The sequence below is a fragment of the Kaistella rhinocerotis genome, assembly GCF_030243905.1.
GTDB lineage: Bacteria > Bacteroidota > Bacteroidia > Flavobacteriales > Weeksellaceae > Kaistella > Kaistella rhinocerotis.
In genome coordinates this window covers 1-21,643 of the sequence record NZ_JASSYY010000003.1, presented here as the reverse complement: position 1 = coordinate 21,643, position 21,643 = coordinate 1, and the positions used below count along the sequence as shown (strand labels likewise).

Annotated in this window: 20 protein-coding genes; 16 read left to right on the top strand and 4 right to left on the bottom strand. The window is 43.8% G+C overall.

What is annotated here, in order from left to right; all coding sequences use genetic code 11:
* Nucleotides 1-25 precede the first annotated feature (25 nt).
* The 4 genes from QEP06_RS09795 to QEP06_RS09780 all read left to right on the top strand — a co-directional run bounded on the left by QEP06_RS09795 (nucleotide 26) and on the right by QEP06_RS09780 (nucleotide 5,415).
* The gene (locus QEP06_RS09795; RefSeq protein ID WP_285270102.1) at nucleotides 26-1,009 is read left to right on the top strand and encodes a pyruvate dehydrogenase complex E1 component subunit beta; all 984 of its coding nucleotides are present in this window, start codon (nucleotides 26-28) and stop codon (nucleotides 1,007-1,009) included.
* A 116-nt stretch (nucleotides 1,010-1,125) separates the two neighbouring features.
* Nucleotides 1,126-3,114 (top strand): KUP/HAK/KT family potassium transporter, encoded by a 1,989-nt coding sequence (locus tag QEP06_RS09790; protein WP_285270101.1) that lies wholly within the window; start codon nucleotides 1,126-1,128, stop codon nucleotides 3,112-3,114.
* A gap of 91 nt (nucleotides 3,115-3,205) precedes the next feature.
* Nucleotides 3,206-3,682, top strand: coding sequence for a Fur family transcriptional regulator (locus tag QEP06_RS09785; RefSeq protein ID WP_251833743.1), 477 nt, complete (start codon nucleotides 3,206-3,208; stop codon nucleotides 3,680-3,682).
* A complete protein-coding gene (locus QEP06_RS09780; protein WP_285270100.1) occupies nucleotides 3,679-5,415 on the top strand; it encodes an OstA-like protein in 1,737 nt (578 codons plus the stop codon). Before QEP06_RS09785 ends, QEP06_RS09780 begins: the two co-directional genes overlap by 4 nt.
* Before the next feature lie 75 nt (nucleotides 5,416-5,490).
* Here QEP06_RS09780 and QEP06_RS09775 read toward each other — a convergent pair whose 3' ends face one another.
* A complete protein-coding gene (locus QEP06_RS09775) occupies nucleotides 5,491-5,874 on the bottom strand; it encodes an HU family DNA-binding protein (protein ID WP_251833741.1) in 384 nt (127 codons plus the stop codon).
* Between the two features lie 402 nt (nucleotides 5,875-6,276).
* Between QEP06_RS09775 and QEP06_RS09770 the strand changes: the two genes are divergently transcribed.
* From QEP06_RS09770 to QEP06_RS09760, 3 genes are all read left to right on the top strand, one after another.
* On the top strand, nucleotides 6,277-7,458 hold the full coding sequence (locus QEP06_RS09770) for an aspartate aminotransferase family protein (RefSeq protein ID WP_285270099.1): 1,182 nt from the start codon (nucleotides 6,277-6,279) through the stop codon (nucleotides 7,456-7,458).
* Nucleotides 7,459-7,683: 225 nt separating this feature from the next.
* The gene (locus QEP06_RS09765; RefSeq protein WP_251833739.1) at nucleotides 7,684-8,070 is read left to right on the top strand and encodes an START-like domain-containing protein; all 387 of its coding nucleotides are present in this window, start codon (nucleotides 7,684-7,686) and stop codon (nucleotides 8,068-8,070) included.
* Nucleotides 8,071-8,137: 67 nt separating this feature from the next.
* Entirely contained in the window at nucleotides 8,138-8,953 is an 816-nt protein-coding gene (locus QEP06_RS09760) for an aminotransferase class IV (RefSeq protein WP_285270098.1), read from the top strand.
* Here the strand turns inward: QEP06_RS09760 and QEP06_RS09755 are convergent.
* Complete coding sequence (locus QEP06_RS09755; protein ID WP_285270097.1) at nucleotides 8,950-9,498, bottom strand: YqgE/AlgH family protein; 549 nt, start codon at nucleotides 9,496-9,498, stop codon at nucleotides 8,950-8,952. The genes QEP06_RS09760 and QEP06_RS09755 overlap by 4 nt on opposite strands.
* 61 nt (nucleotides 9,499-9,559) lie before the next feature.
* Here QEP06_RS09755 and pdxH point away from each other — a divergent pair, with 61 nt between their 5' ends.
* On the top strand, nucleotides 9,560-10,204 hold the full coding sequence (gene pdxH, locus QEP06_RS09750) for a pyridoxamine 5'-phosphate oxidase (RefSeq protein ID WP_251833736.1): 645 nt from the start codon (nucleotides 9,560-9,562) through the stop codon (nucleotides 10,202-10,204).
* A gap of 59 nt (nucleotides 10,205-10,263) precedes the next feature.
* Here the strand turns inward: pdxH and QEP06_RS09745 are convergent, their stop codons facing one another.
* Nucleotides 10,264-10,554, bottom strand: coding sequence for an HU family DNA-binding protein (locus QEP06_RS09745; protein ID WP_251833735.1), 291 nt, complete (start codon nucleotides 10,552-10,554; stop codon nucleotides 10,264-10,266).
* A 326-nt stretch (nucleotides 10,555-10,880) separates the two neighbouring features.
* Between QEP06_RS09745 and panD the strand changes: the two genes are divergently transcribed.
* The 3 genes from panD (at nucleotide 10,881) to QEP06_RS09730 (ending at nucleotide 13,559) form a co-directional block, all read left to right on the top strand.
* Nucleotides 10,881-11,231 carry an aspartate 1-decarboxylase gene (gene panD / locus QEP06_RS09740; RefSeq protein WP_251833734.1) on the top strand — a complete coding sequence of 117 codons (351 nt, stop codon included), beginning with the start codon at nucleotides 10,881-10,883 and terminating at the stop codon, nucleotides 11,229-11,231.
* Between the two features lie 21 nt (nucleotides 11,232-11,252).
* Entirely contained in the window at nucleotides 11,253-12,281 is a 1,029-nt protein-coding gene (locus tag QEP06_RS09735; protein WP_285270096.1) for a lysylphosphatidylglycerol synthase transmembrane domain-containing protein, read from the top strand.
* A gap of 267 nt (nucleotides 12,282-12,548) precedes the next feature.
* On the top strand, nucleotides 12,549-13,559 hold the full coding sequence (locus tag QEP06_RS09730) for a T9SS type A sorting domain-containing protein (RefSeq protein ID WP_285270095.1): 1,011 nt from the start codon (nucleotides 12,549-12,551) through the stop codon (nucleotides 13,557-13,559).
* Nucleotides 13,560-13,618: 59 nt separating this feature from the next.
* Here the strand turns inward: QEP06_RS09730 and QEP06_RS09725 are convergent, their stop codons facing one another.
* Nucleotides 13,619-15,646, bottom strand: coding sequence for a M3 family metallopeptidase (locus QEP06_RS09725; RefSeq protein WP_285270094.1), 2,028 nt, complete (start codon nucleotides 15,644-15,646; stop codon nucleotides 13,619-13,621).
* A gap of 134 nt (nucleotides 15,647-15,780) precedes the next feature.
* Here QEP06_RS09725 and QEP06_RS09720 point away from each other — a divergent pair, with 134 nt between their 5' ends.
* The 5 genes from QEP06_RS09720 to QEP06_RS09700 all read left to right on the top strand — a co-directional run bounded on the left by QEP06_RS09720 (nucleotide 15,781) and on the right by QEP06_RS09700 (nucleotide 21,608).
* A complete protein-coding gene (locus QEP06_RS09720) occupies nucleotides 15,781-16,233 on the top strand; it encodes a copper resistance protein CopD (protein WP_285270093.1) in 453 nt (150 codons plus the stop codon).
* 122 nt (nucleotides 16,234-16,355) lie between these two features.
* Nucleotides 16,356-17,411, top strand: a complete 1,056-nt coding sequence (locus QEP06_RS09715) for a DUF6263 family protein (protein WP_285270092.1) — start codon at nucleotides 16,356-16,358, stop codon at nucleotides 17,409-17,411.
* Between the two features lie 40 nt (nucleotides 17,412-17,451).
* Nucleotides 17,452-17,667, top strand: a complete 216-nt coding sequence (locus tag QEP06_RS09710; protein WP_285270091.1) for a hypothetical protein — start codon at nucleotides 17,452-17,454, stop codon at nucleotides 17,665-17,667.
* Between the two features lie 53 nt (nucleotides 17,668-17,720).
* Nucleotides 17,721-20,276 carry a YfhO family protein gene (locus QEP06_RS09705; protein WP_285270090.1) on the top strand — a complete coding sequence of 852 codons (2,556 nt, stop codon included), beginning with the start codon at nucleotides 17,721-17,723 and terminating at the stop codon, nucleotides 20,274-20,276.
* A 39-nt stretch (nucleotides 20,277-20,315) separates the two neighbouring features.
* Nucleotides 20,316-21,608 (top strand): glycosyltransferase family protein, encoded by a 1,293-nt coding sequence (locus QEP06_RS09700; protein ID WP_285270089.1) that lies wholly within the window; start codon nucleotides 20,316-20,318, stop codon nucleotides 21,606-21,608.
* Nucleotides 21,609-21,643: the final 35 nt, after the last annotated feature.

Here is a 21,643-nt window from a genome sequence, read left to right as displayed (position 1 = left end):
TGTACATTAATTTTTTTAAAGAATCATGAAGGAATATACTTTTCGGGAGGTTATTGCACAGGCAATGAGCGAGGAAATGCGCAAAGACCAATCCATCTATCTGATGGGTGAGGAAGTAGCGGAATATAATGGGGCCTATAAAGCTTCGAAAGGCATGCTGGATGAGTTTGGGCCGAAGCGTATCATAGACACACCGATTGCTGAGCTTGGCTTCACCGGGATCGCAGTAGGCTCCGCAATGAACGGAAACCGACCGATCGTAGAATACATGACCTTCAATTTTGCCCTTGTAGGTATTGACCAAATTATAAATAACGCTGCCAAGATCCGCCAAATGAGCGGTGGACAGTGGAACTGTCCGATTGTTTTCCGTGGTCCGACGGCTTCTGCAGGACAGCTGGGTGCGACGCACTCTCAGGCTTTTGAAAATTGGTTCGCTAACACGCCGGGCCTTAAAGTTGTGGTTCCTTCAAACCCTTACGACGCGAAAGGTTTGCTGAAAAGCGCCATCCAGGATAATGATCCGGTTATATTCATGGAATCTGAGCAGATGTATGGCGACAAGATGGAAATTCCGGACGAAGAATATTACATCCCAATTGGTAAAGCTGATATCAAGAAAGAAGGTAAAGATGTAACGCTGGTTTCTTTTGGAAAGATCATGAAGCTTGCGATGCAAGCGGCGGAAGATTTGGCTAAGGAAGGGATCTCGGTAGAGGTGATCGATCTTAGAACAGTACGTCCGCTTGACTATGATACAATCATTGAATCTGTAAAGAAAACAAACCGTTTGGTAGTTCTGGAAGAAGCCTGGCCAATGGCTTCGCTCTCATCAGAAATTGCGTATATGGTTCAGCAGAAAGCATTTGATTATCTGGATGCACCAATCAAGAGAATCACGACACCAGATGCGCCTGCACCGTATTCAGCGGCGTTGTTTGCTGAATGGTTCCCGAAACTTGAAAAAGTAAAAGAGGAAATTAAGAAAGCGATGTATATCAAAGCTTAATAATGAATGAAACTCCCGCCAGGGAGTTTTTTTGTGCCCACCAAACATAACAAAACTATTCGCATTTGCGAAAACGTTTTTTATTCTACATTTGCGCATTAAAATCTTGTTGAGAAATGTCCAAAGGAGTTGATGGCAATCATTTTGACACGAAGAAGCTTACGGCGCTTGGCGTTTTAGTTTCCCTCGGAATTGTTTTTGGAGACATCGGTACTTCGCCACTTTATGTGATGAAAGCAATCGTGAATGCACGTGACGTGGGAGCCACTCTGCCATTCGATGAATATATCGAAGGTGCACTTTCCTGTATAATCTGGACATTAACACTTCAGACGACATTCAAATATGTTATTATCGCCCTGCGTGCCGACAACAAGGGTGAGGGTGGTATTCTTTCGTTGTATTCCCTGGTTAAGCGGCTTAAAAAGAAATGGCTCTATGTCGTAGCAATTATCGGGGCCGCTACGCTCGTGGCAGATAGTGTCATAACGCCATCACTTACGGTAATGTCCGCGGTAGAAGGACTTAAGATTTATAGTCCGCACACGCCTGTCGTGGGTATTACGATTATTATTTTAGCAATTGTTTTCATTGTGCAACAGTTCGGTACTGCATCGATCGGCAAGTTTTTCGGGCCGGTGATGGTCTTATGGTTCCTTGTGCTGGGCATTTCGGGATCAGTGCATATTTTTGATCATGTTGAGATATTAAAATCATTCAATCCTTATTACGCTTACAACCTGATCACTCATTCGCCAAGTGCGATCGTCATTATGGGTGCGGTTTTTCTTTGTACGACCGGCGCGGAAGCGCTTTATTCTGATTTGGGACATTGTGGCAAGCAAAACATTCGGGTAAGTTGGATTTTTGTTAAACTGATGCTGATTCTCAATTATTTAGGTCAAGGTGCATGGCTTCTTGATAATTACGGGCAGGTTGCAGAAGGAATCAACCCTATTTTCGGCATCATGCCCGCGTGGGCTATTTTGCCCGGAGTAATCTTAGCAACTGCGGCAGCGATTATTGCGAGCCAGTCCGTGATCACAGGATCATTTACCATGTTTTCTGAAGCCATGTCTATTTCGTTCTGGCCAAATCAGCAGATTGATTATCCTTCGGGCGTTAAAGGTCAGATGTATATTCCGAAGATCAACTGGGGCTTGATGGTGCTGTGTTTCATCGTCGTGATTTATTTTAAAGAATCTGAAGCGATGGAGGCGGCGTATGGACTCACCATTACGATCACCATGCTGATGACAACCACGCTGCTTTTCTTCTGGTTGCGCCGAACGCAGGTGGTGAAAGTTTTTGCATTAGGTTTTCTCGCCGTATATCTCTGCATAGAACTCGGTTTCTTTTACGCGAATGTTATCAAGTTTTTCGATGGCGGCTGGCTGACGATGGTACTTGGCGGTTTCATCGCGGTTTGTATGTACGCATGGTACAACGGAAGGCTGATCAAAGCTAAATTCATCAAATTTGTCAAACTCGATAAATATGTTTCTGTCATTAAAGATTTAAAACTCGACGAAACCATCCCGAAATATTCTACAAATCTCGCTTTCCTCAGCCGTGCAAAGAAAGAGGACGAGATCGAAGCCAAGATCATTTATTCTATTTTACGAAAACAGCCGAAGCGCGCCGACCATTATTTCATCCTGAACATCGTGAACCAGGAGGATCCGTTTACTTTTAAATATACGGTGGATGAGATCATGCCGGGCACCATTTACAAGATCAATTTTCTCCTGGGTTTCAAGGTTGACCGCCGGATAAATGATTATTTCGACCAGGTTCTTGCCGATATGATGGCGGAAGGAAGCATTCCATCGCGAAGCAGTCATCCATCGCTGCGCGCGCACAATATACCGCCCGATCTGCGGTATGTAATCATTGACAATACTTACATCAATGATACTTTGCTGACGGTGAAAGAAAAAATCACGCTGAACATCTACAATTTTGTGAAATACATCGGAAGTGATGATTTCAAAGCCTGGGGAGTTTCGCCTCACAACGTAGTGGTAGAGTCAACGCCGCTGCTTGATCAGCAGGTAGTAACCGACAGGATTCAGCAGGTTGCCTTCAAACATTATAACTCTTAAGCGTTCTGACGTTTGTTTTAATCGTTTCAGTCTATCGCAAGGGCGAACCCATTAATAATAAAATCGATAAATTTGTACTTTAATTTATTTGATGGAAGCGACACAGAAAGAACTGAATTTAGTCACGATAAAAGAGGTTCTGAGACAATATTTACTACAGAAAGGATTCCGCAATACGCCGGAACGCTATACGATACTCGAGGAAATTTACATGATGGACCACCATTTCAATGTAGATGACCTTTACCTTTTGATGATGCAGAAGAAGTATCACGTATCCAAAGCCACTATTTACAACACCATTGAGATCTTTCTCGATGCCGGACTCATCCGCAAGCACCAATTTGGCGAGAAGACCCTCACATCTTCATCGTATGAGAAATCTTATTTCGATAAGCAGCATGATCATCTTGTGATTTACAAGGAAGGTTCAGACAAGGAGATTGAGGAAATCATTGAGTTTTGCGACCCGCGCATCCAGGGCATCAAAGAATCCATTGAAAAGGCTTTCGGGGTAAATATAGACTCTCATTCACTATACTTTTACGGCACCAAGAACAACGGATGAGCAGACTTCTTGTTTTATTTCTCTTCGTTTCCGCCAATTTTTTTGGGCAGATTACGATGCGTCCTGCAGATCCTTTGGTTAAAGATCCCTTTTTCAATTCGAATAAGCAATCGCCACAGGGCGAAAAAGTACGTCTCATCCACTCAGATTTCTTCCAGAAAACACCGGACAGATACAATGGAAATCCCTTTTTCAAGGGCAATGTTCAGTTCGAGCAGCAGGGTTCCGTGCTGTTTGCAGATGAAGTGATATTCTACGAGAAAGAAAACTTCGTGAAGGCCATTGGCAGTGTCAAATTGCAGAATGCAGACGGATCGGTGATTACGGCTGGCGAAATGGAGTACGACGGTAATACCCAAAAAGGCATCGCTAAGAAAAATGTAGTGTTAACAGACCCACGCCAGACCATCAAGACCGAAACATTGTATTACGACCGTCTCGCGAATGTCGCCTATTTCAATACCGGCGGCACCATCTCCGATGCCACAAACGTGATGTACACGCGTTCCGCAACCTACGATTTGGCCACGCGAATGATCGATTTTACCGGAAACGTGAAGATCAACAACCCTGATTATACCGTAGAAGGCAGCAACATCAAGCAAAACCAGAACACGAATACCGCAGATTTCTTCGGTCCAACCACCATTACAAACAAGAAGAACCCGTCGAACCTTATCTACACCGAGCGCGGTTCGTACAATATGAATTCCAAGGAAGTCTATTTAAAGAAGAATTCACGTATTAACTATAACGGAAAGATCCTCACAGGAGACGACATGTACTTCAACCAGATTACCGGTTTTGGTACGGCTAAAGGCAACGTCACACTCCGCGATCCGGCCGAAAACCGCTACATGAAAGGCGGCTACGGCGAGATTTATGAGAAGAAAGACTCCGCGATGATGACCGAAAGACCTTATGCGGTGAAAATTCTCGAGAAGGATTCCATGTATTTCTCCGCGCAACGGCTTTTGGCTTATCAGAAGGTTGATGACAAAGATCCTTTGAAAAAGAAAAGTTTCCTCCGCGCGTTTCGCAAGGCGCGCATGTATAAATCTAACATACAGGTTCGTGCAGATTCTTTAAGTTTCAATGAAACCGATGGCATCATGCATCTTTTCGGTGCGCCAATAGCCTGGAGTGGCGAGAAGCAGGTGACCGGAGATAAGATAGAAGCCTACTTTGATACTGAGAATGAATTTATAGATTCGCTGAAAGTTGTCGGCAACGCTTTCGCCATCAGCAAGGCAGATTCGCTTAATTTAAAAGACGAGTTCAATCAGGTAAAAGGCAAGCTGATGACGGTTTATTATAAGGATAACAAGGTAAATCTTGCTAAAGTAATCGGTAACGCACAGGCGATCACTTACGCAGATGATCAGAATGAGAAGACCAAAGAGGTAGAAAGAATCGGTGTTGCCCTGTCGACCTGCGGAACCATCGAGGCAGAATTCGAAGATAATACGGTGCAGATCATCAGCTGCAACGTAGGTGCGAACAGCGACATCTATCCCATGAGCAAAATCTCGCGGGAGAAGCGTTTTTTCCCGGACTTTAACTGGAACACGAAAGACCGCCTGAAACGCTGGGAAGACATCTTCCTCGATTCGCCGGGCTACGAGGAAACCGTATATGAATCCGCGGACACACTGTACAATGAAGCACAGAAAGCCATCGACGAGGCCAAGGCTAAGGAAGAAGCCAAGAAGCCGAAACGGGTAAGGAAGTAAGCGCATCCTGCCATTTATACAGCAAAGAAGCACCGCGTGCCGGTGCTTTATAATGAAATTCTACGGCAGAACGGGCTAGCCTTTCTTGTGAAATTCAGCCACTTTCAGGGCGTCTCTTATCATTTTTCCCGGGCGGAAGATGGTGCGCACACTTCTGATCGAAGCAGCTGTCACTTCCTGAGGGGAGTCTGCGGGCGCACTGGAGCCACCAGCCTGCAGGGTGAAATATTCACCTACATATACTATTTTGCCATCCGCTACGTCTTCAGCGATCTGGGTGAACGTGCTTTCCAGCACAGCCAGTATGTCTGCTTTAGACACCGTGGACGTTGCTGCGGCATGCTTTGCCAGGTCAGCCAATGTAGTTTTGCCTTCTCCCACAATGTTAGCGTAGTACTTGGGGGCGGCGGTTGGCTTCTGCGGATTCTTTCTTTGTACTACTGTAAATGTAATAGCCATCGTTTGTGTTTTTTATGATTAATAAGCGTAAAGTTAACATCAAAGTATCAATAGGAAAAGGTGGTTTCACCCTATTTTGCTGGGTGTCAATAGCTTAGCATGCGGTGCCATTGGGTTTTGTGAGGAAGGTCCGTATGTTCTGTTGAGAACGTCCGTATGTTTTAATGAAAACGTCCGTATGTTTTATTAGAAACGTCCGTATGTTTTGTACAAGACGGCCTGGTCTTTTGATACAGACGTACAGGTCTTTTCAGACATACTTCAATTGTTTGTAAAGGATCTTCTTTGTACTTTATAAACAGGGAACTAGAGCAGTGTCCGAAAGGAAACAATATAATATGATCGGGCATCAAAATTTTTCCGTGGCAAGACTATCTTCTTTACATTTGCACAAAAAATACAATGCAGCAGGACTTCTTTAAATACCAAGCCCAAACCACCCAGTTCGCCGCCGGCTTTGAGGTTGAAAAAGCTGAAGGCAGCTATATCTACGGCAAAGACGGCCGCAAATACCTTGATTTTGTAGCCGGCGTCTCTGCAAACACTTTAGGGCATTCACATCCCAAAATTGTGGAAGCCATAAAAACACAGGCCGAAAAATACCTCCACGTGATGGTGTACGGCGAGTATGCGCAGGAAATGCCCGTGAAACTTTGCAGGCTGCTGGCGGAAGCAACACCCGAGCCTTTGGAAGTAACTTACCTTGTAAATTCTGGCGCAGAAGCCATTGACGGCAGTTTGAAACTTGCAAAAAGGTACACGGGAAGAGAAGAAATTGTGTCCTTTAAGAACGCCTATCACGGCAATACGCATGGTGCGCTTTCGGTTTCCGGTAATGAATATCACAAACGTGAGTTCAGGCCCTTGCTGCCAATGGTAAGTTTTATTGAGTTTAATTCCGTCCCGGATCTTGAAAAGATTACGGATAAGACGGCGGGCGTCATCCTCGAAACCATTCAGGGTGCGGCGGGATTTTTATTGCCCGAAGCAGATTATCTTAAAAAACTGAAAGCGCGTTGCGAAGAAGTGGGCGCACTGTTGATTCTGGATGAAATTCAGCCCGGCTTCGGACGTACCGGAAAACTTTTCGCTTTTGAGCATTATGGCATCGTGCCGGATATACTGGTGATGGGCAAAGGCATGGGCGGTGGCGTGCCGGTGGGCGCTTTTATGAGTTCGGGTGCGGTAATGGAGTCGCTTTCTCATTCGCCTAAATTGGGTCATATCACTACGTTTGGCGGAAATCCTTTGATAGCGGCTTCAAGCTATGCGACTTTGAAGGAAGTTCTCGAGAGCGGTCTTATGAACGAAGTGGATGAAAAGGAAAAGCTTTTCCGTGAATTACTCGTTCACCCGAAAATAAAAAATATAAACGGACGAGGCATGATGTTGGCCGTGAATCTCGGCTCACCCGAATTTACACTCAAGGTTGCCGCGCGCTGCATGGAGCTGGGACTTGTAGTTTTCTGGCAGCTCTATCGCAACGAATACCTGCGCATTTCCCCACCTTTGACCTTATCTTTAAATGAAATCCGCGAGGGTTGTGCGATAATTCTGCAGGCGCTTGATGAAACCTCAGAATGACCTTTCGAAAGGGAAAATGCCTGAGTTTATAGCCTCGATCGAAGCATTTGTCTGAGCTCTCCCGTTGCCTGAAAGGGCAATGGGAAGCGAGTGCGGAGAGCGGGTACAAATGCTGTGAAATATCATGCTTTTCGTGCTCCTCAATATGGCGTTTTTTACCCTGTTTTGTTGCTTGTAATCAAGAATAAATTTATATATTGCGCCACAATAAAAACAGGCAGCGATATGGCGAAAACTAAGGTGCAATATGAATTTCCAATGCACTGTCAGTCGGAGATTTTATATGAGTATATGGCAAGTGCAGAGGGACTTTCTGAGTGGTTTGCCGATGAGGTGCTGGAAAAAGGTGACGATTTTTACTTCAGCTGGAACGGTGGTCCTGCCGAAAAAGCTACGCTGATTCGCTATAAACCCGAGAGTTTCGTTCGTTTCCGTTGGGAAGAAGACGAGGGAACCAAGAATTTCTTCGAAATGACAATCATGATCGATGATATTACTGAAGATCTTTCACTGAACGTAACCGATTTCTGCGATCCGGGTGATGAAGACGAAAACCAGCTCTACTGGGAGAACCTTATTGAGAATCTGAAAATAAAGCTCGGCGCATCTTAAAGATTTTAACGATAACAAATATGATGAACGGAATTTTCGTTCATTATTTTTTTAATACCACCTACCGATGGATTTTGCTTTTTATTCCGGCACACCGGCGATTGCTAACCGCGCTTTTCTGTACGGTGATGCCGTGAAAGTCTCCTTTTACGTGCGCAACTCAGAAGTTGTCATGGCAGAAGAATGCTATTTTTATCTGATGGCCAGCATGCGCAAAATGCGGATGCGCATACCGCTGGAGTATACGCTTGATTATTTCCAAAGTCTACTGGCTGAAAATGTGCTTGCAAAAGGTATTTCAGACGCTGTAGTGACGCTGATGATGTATCGAAATGAGGACGGTGAAGCACTTGAGAAAGCTACTGTGTCTTATTATGGAACCGTAACCGAAGCGCAGGACGTCACCGCTGTGCGCGGCTCACTGGAACTGGATGTGATAAGGGAAATTCATGTGAACACACATCTTCTAAACAACATTCGCGTGCATTGCCCGGAAAACATTTATGCTGAGATTTATGCCAAAGAAAACGGACTTGATGATCTCATTCTACTCAATCCATCGAAACGCATTGCACGCAGTATCTATGGAAATCTACTGTTTCTGGAAGGAAACGAAATTAAGATTCCGAAACACAGTGAAGGCGCGTATATCTCGCCATTGCTCGAGAATTTTGTTACTTTTCTGCATAAGCAGAATCTTGCTGTGATACGTGAAGTGGAAATGGCGGCATTCGAATCTCAAAAAGCAGAGGAAGTGCTGATGATCTCCGATGAAAAGGGAATCTTTGCCGTTGAAAAAATCCGGAACAAGACTTTTGCAAAAGATAGGTTCGCCGGATTTGTTTCTCTGTGGCAAGCGGGTTTAAATTCTTTGTCTAATTAATTCATTGATACATCTTCAGGCGCGTTTGCCCAAAGAAGATATTCGCCGCCAAGGTTCTGCATGATTTTTTTCCAGAGGCTGTGGTCGTTGGCCAGTGTATAATCCAAGTTAAATACATCTACGACCGTCCAAGATTTTCGCTGAATTTCAGCCTCGAGCTGGCCGCCAGCCCAACCGGAATAGCCGGAAAACACTTTGATGTCAGATACGGAAAGGCGCTGTTCTATGATTGCAGAAACCACACTCTCAATATCTTCTGTGAGATAGAAACCATCATTGATTACGGTGAAATCTGGCGAAACTTCCTGACCTTTGGTGATGAAGAATATCTTGTCATTTTCCACCGGTCCGCCCTCATACACATCTACATTAAAACCGAATATCTTGAGCAGCCGGGCGCTCATGCCGTGGTTTTTTTTATTTAGGATCAGGCCAAATGCGCCTTCTTCATTATGATCAATTATCAGCACTACTGACCTTGAAAAGATGTCGCCGGCAATATCGGGAGTGGAAATTAATATTTTACCTTTGTAAGAGTAGTTCATAGCGTGGTTCGCTTTAGTTGAAAAAAAGAGTGAACTGCTTTTCAAAAGTAAAAAAAAACCAATGGAAAATCTTCATGATAAAAGAAAAGTTTACGAAAAAGCTGAGTTGCTGGAACGCCAGATAAAAGAAAATCCTATGGAGCAGTTCCGGAGCTGGTACCTGGAAGCGCAGGAAAATCCTTTTATCAATGAAGCCAACGCTATGGCAGTATCTACCGTGGAAGATGATGGTTGTCCGCGCACGAGGATGGTTTTGCTCAAATCTTACACCTGGGAAGGATTTATATTTTATACCAATTACAACAGCCGGAAGGGTAGAGCGCTACAGCGTTCGCCAAAAGCCTGCCTGCATTTTTTCTGGCCCAATCTTGAGCGCCAAATCATCATCAAAGCTGAAATTGAAAAGATTGCGCCCAACCTGAGCGACGGCTATTTTGAGTCGCGGCCGCGCGGCAGCCAGCTTGGGGCGCTGGTTTCGCCACAGAGCGAAGTAATCCCGAACCGTGCATATCTTGAGGAAAAACTGAAGGAACTTGAAAGTGAATTCGAGGGAAAAAACGTTCCGCGTCCGGAATTTTGGGGCGGATTTATCGCAAAACCCTACGAGATCGAGTTCTGGCAAGGACGCCCAAACCGTCTGCACGACAGGATTTTGTATTCGCTGCAGGACAATTTCGAATGGAAGATCAGCAGACTCGCACCATGAAATAACCAATAAAAAAGCCTCATCCGCAGATGAGGCTTGATTTTTTTATCCGGAGCAGATTATTTTTTCTTACCACCCATCACTGAGTTAGATAATTCAGCACCTGCTTTGAACTTAGCAACAGTTTTAGCAGCAATCTTGATTGGTTTTTTAGTCGCCGGGTTGATGCCCTGTCTAGCAGCTCTTTCAGCTACAGAAAAAGTCCCAAAACCTACTAGAGAAACCTTACCGTCTTTTTTAGACAAAGTTTCAGTTACGTTTGAGATGAATGATTCCAGTGCCGCTTTAGCAGCAACTTTAGTAATGCCGGCATCGTTTGCCATAGCGTCGATAAGTTCAGACTTGTTCATAATAATTATTGTTAAGTTAAATTTGTATTAAGGCAAATATAAAACAATTTTAAAATTGCGCAAATTTTTTAATCATATTTAAAAAAGACTTGATATAAATCACCGTTTTGCCACAAACTTACTAAAATGATATTTTTCGGTTCATCGTGGTTCGCGTGAACTGCTTTTCCGTTTAATCCTTTTGTCATCGCAATTTAGATAATTTTTTAATACCAAAAACTATTTTGCGAATAATTTAAATTTAGCCTGCCGGAAAGTATGGATTCCAAATGCCGAAAATGCACTTTTTTAAAGTTAGGTTTGATTTAAATCTTTAAATTTGCGCCATGTTAATTGAAGTTTTTAAGTCCAAAATTCACCGCGTGCGCGTCACTGAGTCTGACCTGAATTATATAGGCAGTATCACCATCGACGAAGATTTGCTTGAGGCTTCAGGTATCATCGTTGGCGAACGGGTTTTCATTGTAAATGTGAACAACGGCCAACGCTTTGATACCTACGCGATCAAAGGCAAGAGAAAATCTGGCGAAATCTGTCTGAACGGCCCTGCAGCGCGTCTTGTACAAAAAGGAGACATCATCATCATCATGTCTTACGCACAGATGACGCCGGAAGAAGCACAGCATTTCCAGCCTAAGATCATCTTCCCGGATGAAGTGACCAACCTGCTCAACTAATATCTGCAAAAAACCCTTGTTTTGAGCGAACCGAAAAGCCCTAATCCTTTAAAAACCTTTCTTACGATCGCAATTTCAATTGTTGTGGCAGCCGTTTTCATGTGGTTTGCACTGCGTGGGATGGAGTTCGAAAAAATTGCGGGCTATTTTGCTGAAGCCGACTATTTTTGGGTTTTAGTTGCCTCTGTATTTGGAATTCTGGCCTATTGGTTCAGGGCCGTACGTTGGAATTTACTTTTAGAGCCGCTCGGGTATTCTATAAGCAACTCCAATTCTTTCTGGACGATTTCATTCGGCTATCTGATGAATCTCACAATTCCGCGAAGCGGCGAAGTTGCGCGTTCCACAGCGCTCTACAGTGTTGAGAAAGTGCCGGTGAACAAGTCTTTCGGGACCATTATCCTCGAGCGTGTGGTAGACCTGATGTGCATGGGTGTATTTCTGCTCTTTACACTTATATTTAAATATGATGCGATCTTAGCCTTTTACCGCTATGTCACGCAGCAGAAAGGAAAAAGTGAATCCGACGGTTTACTTTATTACTTTTTAGCGGCCGCGCTCTTGTTTGCTGTCTTCACTTATTTATTCCGAAAGAGGCTCACACAAATTGTGTTGTTTCAGAAAGTTTTAGACTTCGGCAAAGGGATTTTTCACGGCTTGATGTCTATTTTCAAACTTAAAAAGAAGTTTACCTTCATTATTTACTCGCTGGCGATCTGGATCTGCTATTACCTTGCGGCTTATCTGGTCTGTTTTGCGTTGCCCGAAACGTCCGCTTTCACACCCGCTGACGGCTTTTTCATTATTGTAGTGGGTACGTTGGGTATGATGATTCCGGCTTCTGGAGGGATCGGAGCCTTTCATCTTGCGTTGAAGTTTGGCATCATGGCGCTGTATCTTTCGTTAGGTAAAAACCCGGAAGAGGGTGGTGAAGTAGGTCTTTCGTACGCTTTCATTTCTCATACCATGCAATTGGCCATTATGCTTGTGATGGGACTTATTTCGGTGCCAGTTCTTGCAAAAGCCCGAAGTGCTGCAGCTTTAAAGTAGCTAAGGTTAATATATCTGCACCTGCGCGATTAATATACTATCATCTTCAGTTTTGAAAATGATTTTTTTTGAATATAGATTATATTCAATCATTTGAAAATTTTAAATATTTAAAATTTTAGAAAAAAAGAAGCTCAAAATACTGCCGAAATCGCAAAGCTTACAGTAAATATTCCGCTAAGTGGATCTTTGTTAAGAAATATTTCAATTAAGCGTTGCTGTATTCGTAAATATTTTAACTTTACAATACAAATAAAACATTTTATCATGAAAACAAAATTACTTTCTTTGGTGGCCCTGGTGCCACTTTTTGCGTTCTCCCAATACAATAACGGAGGATTGAGTACCGGTCCAACTGCCAAAAACGGAACTGCATCACCCGCGGGTTACACTTGGTCTGAGGTGCAGAACAACACCGGAAACACGACAGAATCCAATACCACGGCAGGTTACACAGCAGCACTCTTCGGTACTGCAAATTTCTTCCTCGCTGATGATTTCATTATTCCTGCCGGACAGTCGTGGCAGATCTCAACTATAGAGGTGTTTGCATATCAGACGGGATTTACTGGCAGCACATCACCATTTAACGTTTTAAGGCTGAGTATTCTGAACGGGAATCCTTCCGTGTCAGGTAGTTCCGTCGTCTTTGGTGATGATACCACAAACCGAATGAGCGGATCAGCGGACGGGTTGATGTACCGTATTTTCAATACGATGGTTCCAACCCCAGCTGCAACTACCACTACACGAAAAATCTGGAAACTTACCGCAAACGCGCCGGTTACCCTGACTGCCGGTACATATTGGATGAAATACCAGATCCAAAGCGCGGTGACAACAAACGGAGGTTTTACGCCGCCGGTTACAATCGTGGGTTCACGTGGTCTGTCAACTTTCAATGCAATGCAGTATGACGGCACAAATGCAGTCTGGAATGCACTTGTAGATGATGGCAACCCGACAACCGCACCCGATTATACGATGGATTTGCCGTTCATTGTGAATTATACTGTTTTAGGAACCAATGAAAACGTGCAGTTTGACAACAGAGTAGTGGTTTATCCAAATCCTGTAAAAGATGTTTTCAAGCTTAATCTGCCGCCTGAAAGTCAACGCGTGGGAACTACGGTTTCTGTCTATGACATGTCCGGAAAACTTGTAAAAACAATGCCTTATGATGAATCTTACAATGTTGCTGAACTGGCCAAAGGCAACTACATGCTGAAAGTGAACGACGGTTCGAACAAGAAAGTCGTGAAGATGATTAAGCAGTAAAATATTTAGTACAAATTCAAAAACAATCAGATGGGACGTTTATCTCATCTGATTTTTTTTTAAATCTGTTGGTCACCAAAGGCGCGTTTGAGCAAACTTTCAATTTTTGGCTCGCTGCCGCGGAAAGACTTATACAATTCCATCGGATCAACCGTGCCGCCGGACGACAACAGTTTCTTAAATTTTTGCGCGATATCCGGATTGAAGATTCCGTTTTCCTTGAAATATTGAAACGCGTCCGCATCCAATACTTCCGCCCATTTGTACGAATAATAACCTGCAGAATAGCCGCCCTGGAAAATGTGTGAGAAACTCGGGCTCAAAGCTGTTTCCGGATTGGCAGGATAGAGATTTGTGGCTTCGGTTTCCTGGGTTTCAAATGTTTTGATATCATCTACATTGGCCGCTTTTGTGTGATACGCCAAATCGAGCAAACCAAAACCAAGCTGGCGCATGGTCTGGTAGCCTTCCATAAAGTTTTTGGAACTGGAAATCTTTTCAATTTTTTCATCGGATAAAACTTCACCTGTCTGATAATGTACCGCGAAAGATTTCAAAAAATCAGGTTCGTAGCAATAATTTTCCATAAACTGGGAAGGCAATTCGACAAAATCCCATTTCACAGACGTTCCCGACAGGTTTGGGTAGGTGGTATCTGCCAGAATTCCGTGGAGTGCGTGCCCGAATTCATGGAAAAGTGTGGTGACTTCCTGAAAGGTGAGCAGACTTGGCATATCGCCCATTGGTTTAGAAAAATTGCAAACCACCGAAATGTGTGGGCGGTGATCAGCTCCGTGTTTCTTAAACTGGCTTCTGTAGCTCGTCATCCAGGCGCCTGCGCGTTTTCCGGCACGCGGGAAATAGTCGGTGTAGAGTAAGGCCTTGAACGCATCATCCTCGAAAATCTCGTACGTTTTCACCTCCGGATGATACTTTTGAATGTCCGTTGTTTCCACAAATTTTAGCCCGAAAAGCCGCTTGGCCAAACCAAAAACTGCGTCCTGCACTTTATCAAGCTGGAAGTAAGGCTTCAGTTCCTCATCATCAATATCGAATTTCTGTTTGCGGAGTTTTTCTGCGTAAAAAGCATGGTCGTAGCTCTGCAATTCGTCAATTCCGTCTTTTGTTGCAAGTTCTTTAAGTGTTTCAATTTCTTTTTCAGCGTATGGCTGCGCTTTAGCCAAAAGTTCCTGCAGGAATGTTTCCACTTTTTCCGGCGCTTTAGCCATCCTTTCTTCCAACACAAACTGTGCATAATTCGTATAGCCTAAGATCTTTGCCTTTTCATCTTTCAGCTGCACGATTTCACGGATGAGTTTCTGATTATCGAACTCGTTGTTTTTAAATGATTTCTGGCCGTTTGCAATCGAAATTTCACGGCGAAGTTCACGGTTTTCGGCATATTTCATCAGCGGCACAAAACTCGGAAACTGCAGTGTAACGACATATCCATCAAGGTTCCGCTCTTTGGCTTCAGCCTCATATTGGGCAAGAATAGCCTCTGGCACGCCGGCCAATTCTTCGCGGTTTGTGATATGACGGAAATAGGCGTTGGTTTCCGCCAGGACATTTTGACCGAACTGAAGTGATTTTTTAGACAACTCGATGTTGATGTCTTTAAGCGTGTTTTTTTCGTCCTCGCCAAGCAATGCTCCGCTTCGCACGAATCCTTTGTACGTTTCATTTAGCAACATTTGTTGTTCACCGTTTAGATTTTCGCTCGGAGTATTGTCGTATACCGCCTTTACTTTGCGAAAGAGTTCTTCATTCTGTGAAATTTTTGAAGAGAATTCGGTCAGTAGAGGCGATACTTCCTGCGCTATCTTTTGAATCTCATCATTGGTTTCCGCTGAATTTAAATTGAAGAATATGCCGGAAACAATGTCGAGTTGAGAACCTGAATAGGCCAACGCTTCGATCACGTTTTCAAAAGTCGGTGCCTCCGGATTTTCAACTATCGCGTCAATTTCAGCTTCTGCCTGCCGGACCAGTTCTTCAAACGCAGGCTGAAAGTGCTCTTCTTTAATAAAATCAAACGGAGCCGAATTATATTTGGTCTGAAATGTTTCTAACAGTGGATTTTTCATCTTCTTTACTATTTTTAAAGGGGTTTCCTATACTTTTTCGAAAGGTGCAAATTTACTTATTTAAGTTTTATATTTGTTTTACTGATCTGTTGAAGAACTATTCTTACGAAGATCAGGAACTCAAAATACCTGCTATGTCCCATCATCTTTTACTGATACTTCATCTGTTAGGCTCAGCCATCTGGGTCGGTGGCCATTTGATATTATCATTCATCATCCTGCCGGAAGTTCTACGCAAAAAAGATCCTGAAATTCTTTTAAAATTTGAGAAGAAATACGAGCGAATCGGGCTTCCCGCGCTGCTCGTGATGGTCATCACAGGAATCTGGATGGCTTATCAACTTGGCGTGAATGCCGGCCGATGGTTTCATTTCGCTGATCCGGTTGAAACGGTGGTGTCACTGAAACTTTCATTACTTTTCATCACCGTGTTGTTCGCGCTGAGCGCCAATATTTTCGTTTTGCCCAAACTTCGCCCGCAGAGCCTTTCGGTAATGGCATTTCATATCTGGTCTGTCACACTGCTCGGTGCTGCGATGATGGTCGTCGGCAGCTTCGTTCGTTTTGGTGGGATAAACCTTCAATGACAAAGCCGTTAAAAACTTATAATATTTAAAAAGGTCACAAATAAAAACTTAAATTTGCGCCTCATGGCCAGATTCAGCCAATCTGGGGTCCATTTTATTTAATTTTTTCGAAAACCAATTTAATGAAAAACCTTACAGCAATCGCCCTGATTGCGTTCACGTTATCTTCCTGTTCAAAAGAAACCAAAACAGTTACCAAAGTTGACCCCGAAACGGGTGAAACTATCACGGTGGAAGTTCCTGCAGAAGATTCTGCACAAACGGCCGCAAATGCAGTGGCAGATCCAGCCATAAAAGAAATAGACGGCGTGTATACGCAGCGTTTTAAGTTAGAAGTTGGCAAATCTTATCCGCTCACTACTTACCAGAAAGACCAGCAGACCATGACGGCGCCGGACGGGAAAACCCAGAGCGGAACCAGCGAAAGCCGCGATGAGATGTCCTTTAAGGTAAATAAGTTCGAGAACGGTGTTTACGACATCACGATAGACCTTTTAGCGAAAAAAAATACGCAGGCCGCGAACGGAAAAAGCATTTCGGTAGACACGCGCCAGGCCGAACCTAAAGATGAGCAGCTGAAAATGATGTACAAAGTGAACAAGGCGCTCGTTGGTAATAAACTCAATCTGAAAATGAAGGAAAACGGGGAGGTGGTTTCAATTACCGGCTTTGACCCAATTTATACAAAGGTTACAGCTGCCGTGGGTACTTTACTTAAAGATGCCAAACAAAAAACAGCATTCACGCAAGGTTTCAAAGAGTCATTCAATGAAAAAATCCTAAAAGACCAGTTCACTAAAAACTTGCTTTTATTGCCGGCAAAAGGTGCTAAAATAGGTGACAAATGGTCGGTGAGCGAAAATGCAACGCCCGATGGAAAGATAAAACTCAATACTACATATACCTTACAGAAAGTGGGTGACGGAGTTGCTGAGATTTCGGTTGTGGGTGGAATTCCGAAAAAAAGCGACAAGAAAACGCAGGAAGGAATCACGCGCAGCATGAGTTCAGAACTTTCCCAGAACGGTAAGATTATCCTGGACCAAAATTCAGGTTGGATCAAAAACCAGTCGATTACGGTAAAGACTTCGCAAAGCGAGACGCTTTCAGACGGGAAGCAATCTCAGACGATGAAAAGTACATCCAATTCACTTGTACAGGTGAATCCGGCCAGATAACACTGTTTTCTCACAAAACCTTCTAAATAACCGATTGAAAATGAAGTATTTATTAGAAATAATTCTCACGGTAATTATAATTTTTTTCCTGTGGAATATTTTGAAAAGGCTTTTCTTTGCCTCGTTTTATAAATTCCCAGCGTCACCGGGAAATAAAAATCAGACGACATCAAAATCTAAGAAAAAACTGGATTCAAAACTCAACTGGGACGCAGAGACCGTGGAGTACGAAGAAATAAACGATAAGAACAAATAATAGCTTAACCCTTTTTAATTATTTAATTTTAAAGGGTTTTTATTAATTAAAACATGGCAAAGAATAAGAAATTAGTGGTCATTCTCGTGAGTATTGTCGCGTTCGCAGTGCTTGCTTTGCTTTATGCAAATCCTGTCTTGCTCGGCAAACAACTTTACCAGCATGATATTGTGCAGTATAAAGGTGGCGCGAAAGAACTTTTAGATTACCGCGCCCAAAATGGTTCTGAAACCTACTGGAGCGACTCTATGTTTGGCGGGATGCCGACTTACCAGATGGGCGCGCAGTTTCGCGGTGACGTCATTAAAAAAATTGACGATGCGTTAAATTTTCTGCCAAAACCTGCTAATTATATCTTTCTGCTGTTTGCGGGATTTTTCCTTTTAGGTTTGGTTGCGGTAAGAAACTGGAAATACGCTGCACTTGGTGCCACGTTTTTTGGGCTTTCCACGTACTTTTATATCGCGCTGGCGGCGGGTCACAATGGAAAGATACACACTGTTGCCTATTTCGCGCCGCTGCTGGCGGGCATCCTGCTAGTTTACATCCGGAGAAAGTATATTCTTGGTTTCATCGTGACTGCGCTGTTCATGGGACTTCAAATTGCTGCGAATCACCCGCAGATGACGTACTATCTCTTCATTGCGCTCGCATTTTTGTTTATCAGTGAACTGGTTCGGTCCTTTCAGCATAAAACTACGTGGCGGCATTTCGGGATTTCGTCCGGAGTCTTAGCGCTTGCTTTTGTGTTCGGTGTGGCGATGAATGCTCAGCGACTTTTGGCCAATTCAGAATATGTTACAGAAACCGTTCGGGGCAAGCAGATTTTAGATAATGAAACGCATACTTCCGGAAAATCCGGTATGGATAAGGAGAGTATGCTGATGTGGAGTTATGGAAAGCTTGAAACATTAAATCTTTTCATTCCACGTTTGATGGGCGGTGCCAGCGACGAAGACGGTGCTGATGAGATGATGGCGCAAGTTCAGGCGATGGTGCAGCAGAATGTTTCGTCGCAGGAGGAAATGGACCAGATTTCGAAGGGCTTCAACTCACTAACTTACTGGGGCGAGCAGCCCGGCACTTCCGGGCCGGCTTACCAGGGAGCGGTGGTGGTATTTTTGGCCATCCTCGGATTCTTTTTTGCCTGGAAAAAATACAGATACTGGATTTTAGGTGCTTCGATCCTTACCATTTTCCTGGCTTGGGGAAGTAATTTTATAATTGTTTCGGATTTATTTATTGATTTCGTGCCGCTTTATAATAAGTTCCGCGCGCCGAGCTCGATATTGGTCGTGGTGGAACTGCTTTTCCCGTTTATCGCGATCCTTGGGCTTTACCGTTTCTTCAATTCGAATGAAAGTACTGAAATCAATCCTGAAAATATACTGACAGACGAATACAAAAAGAAAATTCTGCTGTATGTGAGTGGCGGGGTCTTAGGTTTTATTTTATTATTAATTGTTTTCGGAAAGTCGGTCCTCGGGTTTCATACCGCCACCGAAAAAACATATCTTCCTCCATATCTGCTCGATTATCTTATCGATGAGCGGTATAAAATGTTCCGGATTGATGCCGTTAAAGCCATTCTTTATGTCGCAATCACCGCAGGCGCACTTTATTTGGGTCTAAAGAAAACGCTGACGCAGAATGTGGTGCTGATCATCATCGGCGCGGTAAGTCTTTTCGATCTTTGGAGTGTGAACAAACGTTACCTGAACAACGAAAACTTCATTGACAGTACGTTCACCGAAAATCCATTCCAGACCGAAAGTTCTGACCTGCTGATCCAAAAGGTTGGTGAAAACCAAAATCTACAGGGACTTTTGGCTAATGCTACGATCAACAAAACCCTCGAAACGATCGCGGAGAAAGACAAAACGCACTACCGCATTTTCAATCAGGTTTTGGGGCCGTTCAGCGAGACCAATACCTCTTATTTTAAACCGTCGGTGGGCGGTTACCACGCGGTGAAACTTCGTCGCTATGACGATCTCATCAACGAATATTTTGGTAAAATGGATACCGCTAAGGTGCCGCGCATCCTGAATATGCTCAACGCCAAGTACATGGTTTTCGGCTCGAAAGAGGAGCCGCAAGTAGTGCCAAACCCGATGGCGAACGGCAATGCATGGTTTGTTTCCGAGGTTCAGTTTGTGGATTCGCCTAATGACGAACTTGCGCAGATCGGTATTTTGGATACCAAAAGGGTTGCTGTAGTCGCAGCTTCCGACAAAAAATATTTCGACGGCAAAAAGTTAGCACCGGATGATGCGGCATCGTTGCAGTTAACTTCATATCAGCCTAATGAACTTGAATTCAAAACCAGTTCAGCAACGCCTCAGCTCGCTATAATTTCGGAGATTTATTATCCTAAAGGTTGGAAAATGTTCCTTGACGGAACAGAAGTTCCGTACATAAAAGCCAATTATCTGCTGCGCGCAGTACATGTACCGGCCGGAAAACACGTATTAAGGATGGTCTTTGAACCTGAAGTAATCCAAACCGGAAAAGTGATATCACTCAGCGCATTCATACTTTTTGTTTTGCTCAGCGCGGGTGGTATTTGGTACCTGTTCCGTTTGCGCAAAAGCGATGTTGTGGCGTAAACTTTTGTATTTAAAATAAAGTTCTTTCGGATTAAATAAATGTCAGCGAAGAAAATTTTAATTATCACCTACTACTGGCCGCCTGCAGGTGGACCGGGCGTGCAGCGCTGGTTAAAATTTGTGAAATATCTGCCCGATTTTGGCTGGAAGCCTGCTGTTTTCATTCCGGAAAATCCAAGCTATCCGATTGTTGATGAAACGCTGAAAAAAGATGTGGCTGAAGACCTCGAAATCATCAAAAACAGGATTTGGGAACCTTATCAGATTGCGGAATTTTTCGGGAAGGAAAACAAAAAATTCAAAGCCGGACAGTTTGATGTCGGCGCGAACCAAAGCTGGAAATCCAAACTTTCGGTTTGGGTGCGCGGCAACTTTTTCATTCCGGATGCGCGCGTTTTTTGGGTCAGGCCTTCGGTTAAAATTTTAAAAAAATATCTGGCGGAAAATCATTTTGATGCCGTGGTGACAACGGGTCCGCCACACTCTGTGCATCTCATTGGGCTGAAACTCAAAAGAGAATTTCCGGATCTAAAATGGATTGCAGATTTTCGGGATCCATGGACGGAAATTTCGTACTACAAACATTTAAAACTCACAAAAGCTGCTGATTCAAAGCACCGAAATCTCGAACAGCAGGTTTTCCAGCATGCCGACATTACGCTAGCCACAAGCTACGCCGACGCTGAAAATTTCCGCAAAAAGGGCGCGAATGCCTTTTGCATAACAAATGGTTTTGACCACTTTGAAACTGCTGAAAAAGTAAAAAGCAATAAGTTTACATTAAGTTATGTAGGCGTTCTCGAACAACTTAGGAATCCGGAAGTTCTTTGGAAGGTTTTGAATGATATTTTATTGGAAAACAGCGACTTCCGAAGTGATTTTGAACTGAAATCCGTCGGCAGAATCGATGATAAGATCCTTGAAAAGATCACGGACTCGCCGCTTGGAAATTCGCTGCGCAATCTGGGCTATCTTTCGCATTCGGAGGCCAACCGTGAGATGCAGAATTCGGAATTGCTGCTGATTACTAATTTTCCCGATGAAAGCTCAAAAGGCATCATTCCGGGAAAGATATTCGAATACCTTGCGAGCGGAAACCAAATCCTGTCATTCGGACCGAAAGACAGCGATGTGAAAAAAATCCTGGATGAAACCGGTGCCGGCCGCCATTTTATTTACGACGACATTGATGGGTTGAAAACATTCATTCTTCAGCAATATCACTTATGGAAATCGGCGGATGCGCAACCCGAAACACAGAATATCGAATGCTTCTCACGCAGAAACCTCACCAAAAGACTGGCTGAAATTCTGGACGCTGACACTGCGTGAGGGCGCAGGCGGAAATCCTTTTACCGGTCGCGGCG

Coding starts and splice junctions, on each gene's coding strand:
- QEP06_RS09710 (WP_285270091.1), top strand. CDS start 17,452: ATGAAGTATTTATTAGAAATAATTCTCACGGTAATTATAATTTTTTTC.
- QEP06_RS09785 (WP_251833743.1), top strand. CDS start 3,206: ATGGAAGCGACACAGAAAGAACTGAATTTAGTCACGATAAAAGAGGTT.
- QEP06_RS09725 (WP_285270094.1), bottom strand. CDS start 15,646: ATGAAAAATCCACTGTTAGAAACATTTCAGACCAAATATAATTCGGCT.
- QEP06_RS09765 (WP_251833739.1), top strand. CDS start 7,684: ATGGCGAAAACTAAGGTGCAATATGAATTTCCAATGCACTGTCAGTCG.
- QEP06_RS09755 (WP_285270097.1), bottom strand. CDS start 9,498: ATGAACTACTCTTACAAAGGTAAAATATTAATTTCCACTCCCGATATT.
- QEP06_RS09700 (WP_285270089.1), top strand. CDS start 20,316: ATGTCAGCGAAGAAAATTTTAATTATCACCTACTACTGGCCGCCTGCA.
- QEP06_RS09730 (WP_285270095.1), top strand. CDS start 12,549: ATGAAAACAAAATTACTTTCTTTGGTGGCCCTGGTGCCACTTTTTGCG.
- QEP06_RS09745 (WP_251833735.1), bottom strand. CDS start 10,554: ATGAACAAGTCTGAACTTATCGACGCTATGGCAAACGATGCCGGCATT.
- panD (WP_251833734.1), top strand. CDS start 10,881: ATGTTAATTGAAGTTTTTAAGTCCAAAATTCACCGCGTGCGCGTCACT.
- QEP06_RS09760 (WP_285270098.1), top strand. CDS start 8,138: ATGGATTTTGCTTTTTATTCCGGCACACCGGCGATTGCTAACCGCGCT.
- QEP06_RS09775 (WP_251833741.1), bottom strand. CDS start 5,874: ATGGCTATTACATTTACAGTAGTACAAAGAAAGAATCCGCAGAAGCCA.
- QEP06_RS09720 (WP_285270093.1), top strand. CDS start 15,781: ATGTCCCATCATCTTTTACTGATACTTCATCTGTTAGGCTCAGCCATC.
- QEP06_RS09770 (WP_285270099.1), top strand. CDS start 6,277: ATGCAGCAGGACTTCTTTAAATACCAAGCCCAAACCACCCAGTTCGCC.
- QEP06_RS09790 (WP_285270101.1), top strand. CDS start 1,126: ATGTCCAAAGGAGTTGATGGCAATCATTTTGACACGAAGAAGCTTACG.
- QEP06_RS09780 (WP_285270100.1), top strand. CDS start 3,679: ATGAGCAGACTTCTTGTTTTATTTCTCTTCGTTTCCGCCAATTTTTTT.
- QEP06_RS09705 (WP_285270090.1), top strand. CDS start 17,721: ATGGCAAAGAATAAGAAATTAGTGGTCATTCTCGTGAGTATTGTCGCG.
- QEP06_RS09795 (WP_285270102.1), top strand. CDS start 26: ATGAAGGAATATACTTTTCGGGAGGTTATTGCACAGGCAATGAGCGAG.
- QEP06_RS09715 (WP_285270092.1), top strand. CDS start 16,356: ATGAAAAACCTTACAGCAATCGCCCTGATTGCGTTCACGTTATCTTCC.
- pdxH (WP_251833736.1), top strand. CDS start 9,560: ATGGAAAATCTTCATGATAAAAGAAAAGTTTACGAAAAAGCTGAGTTG.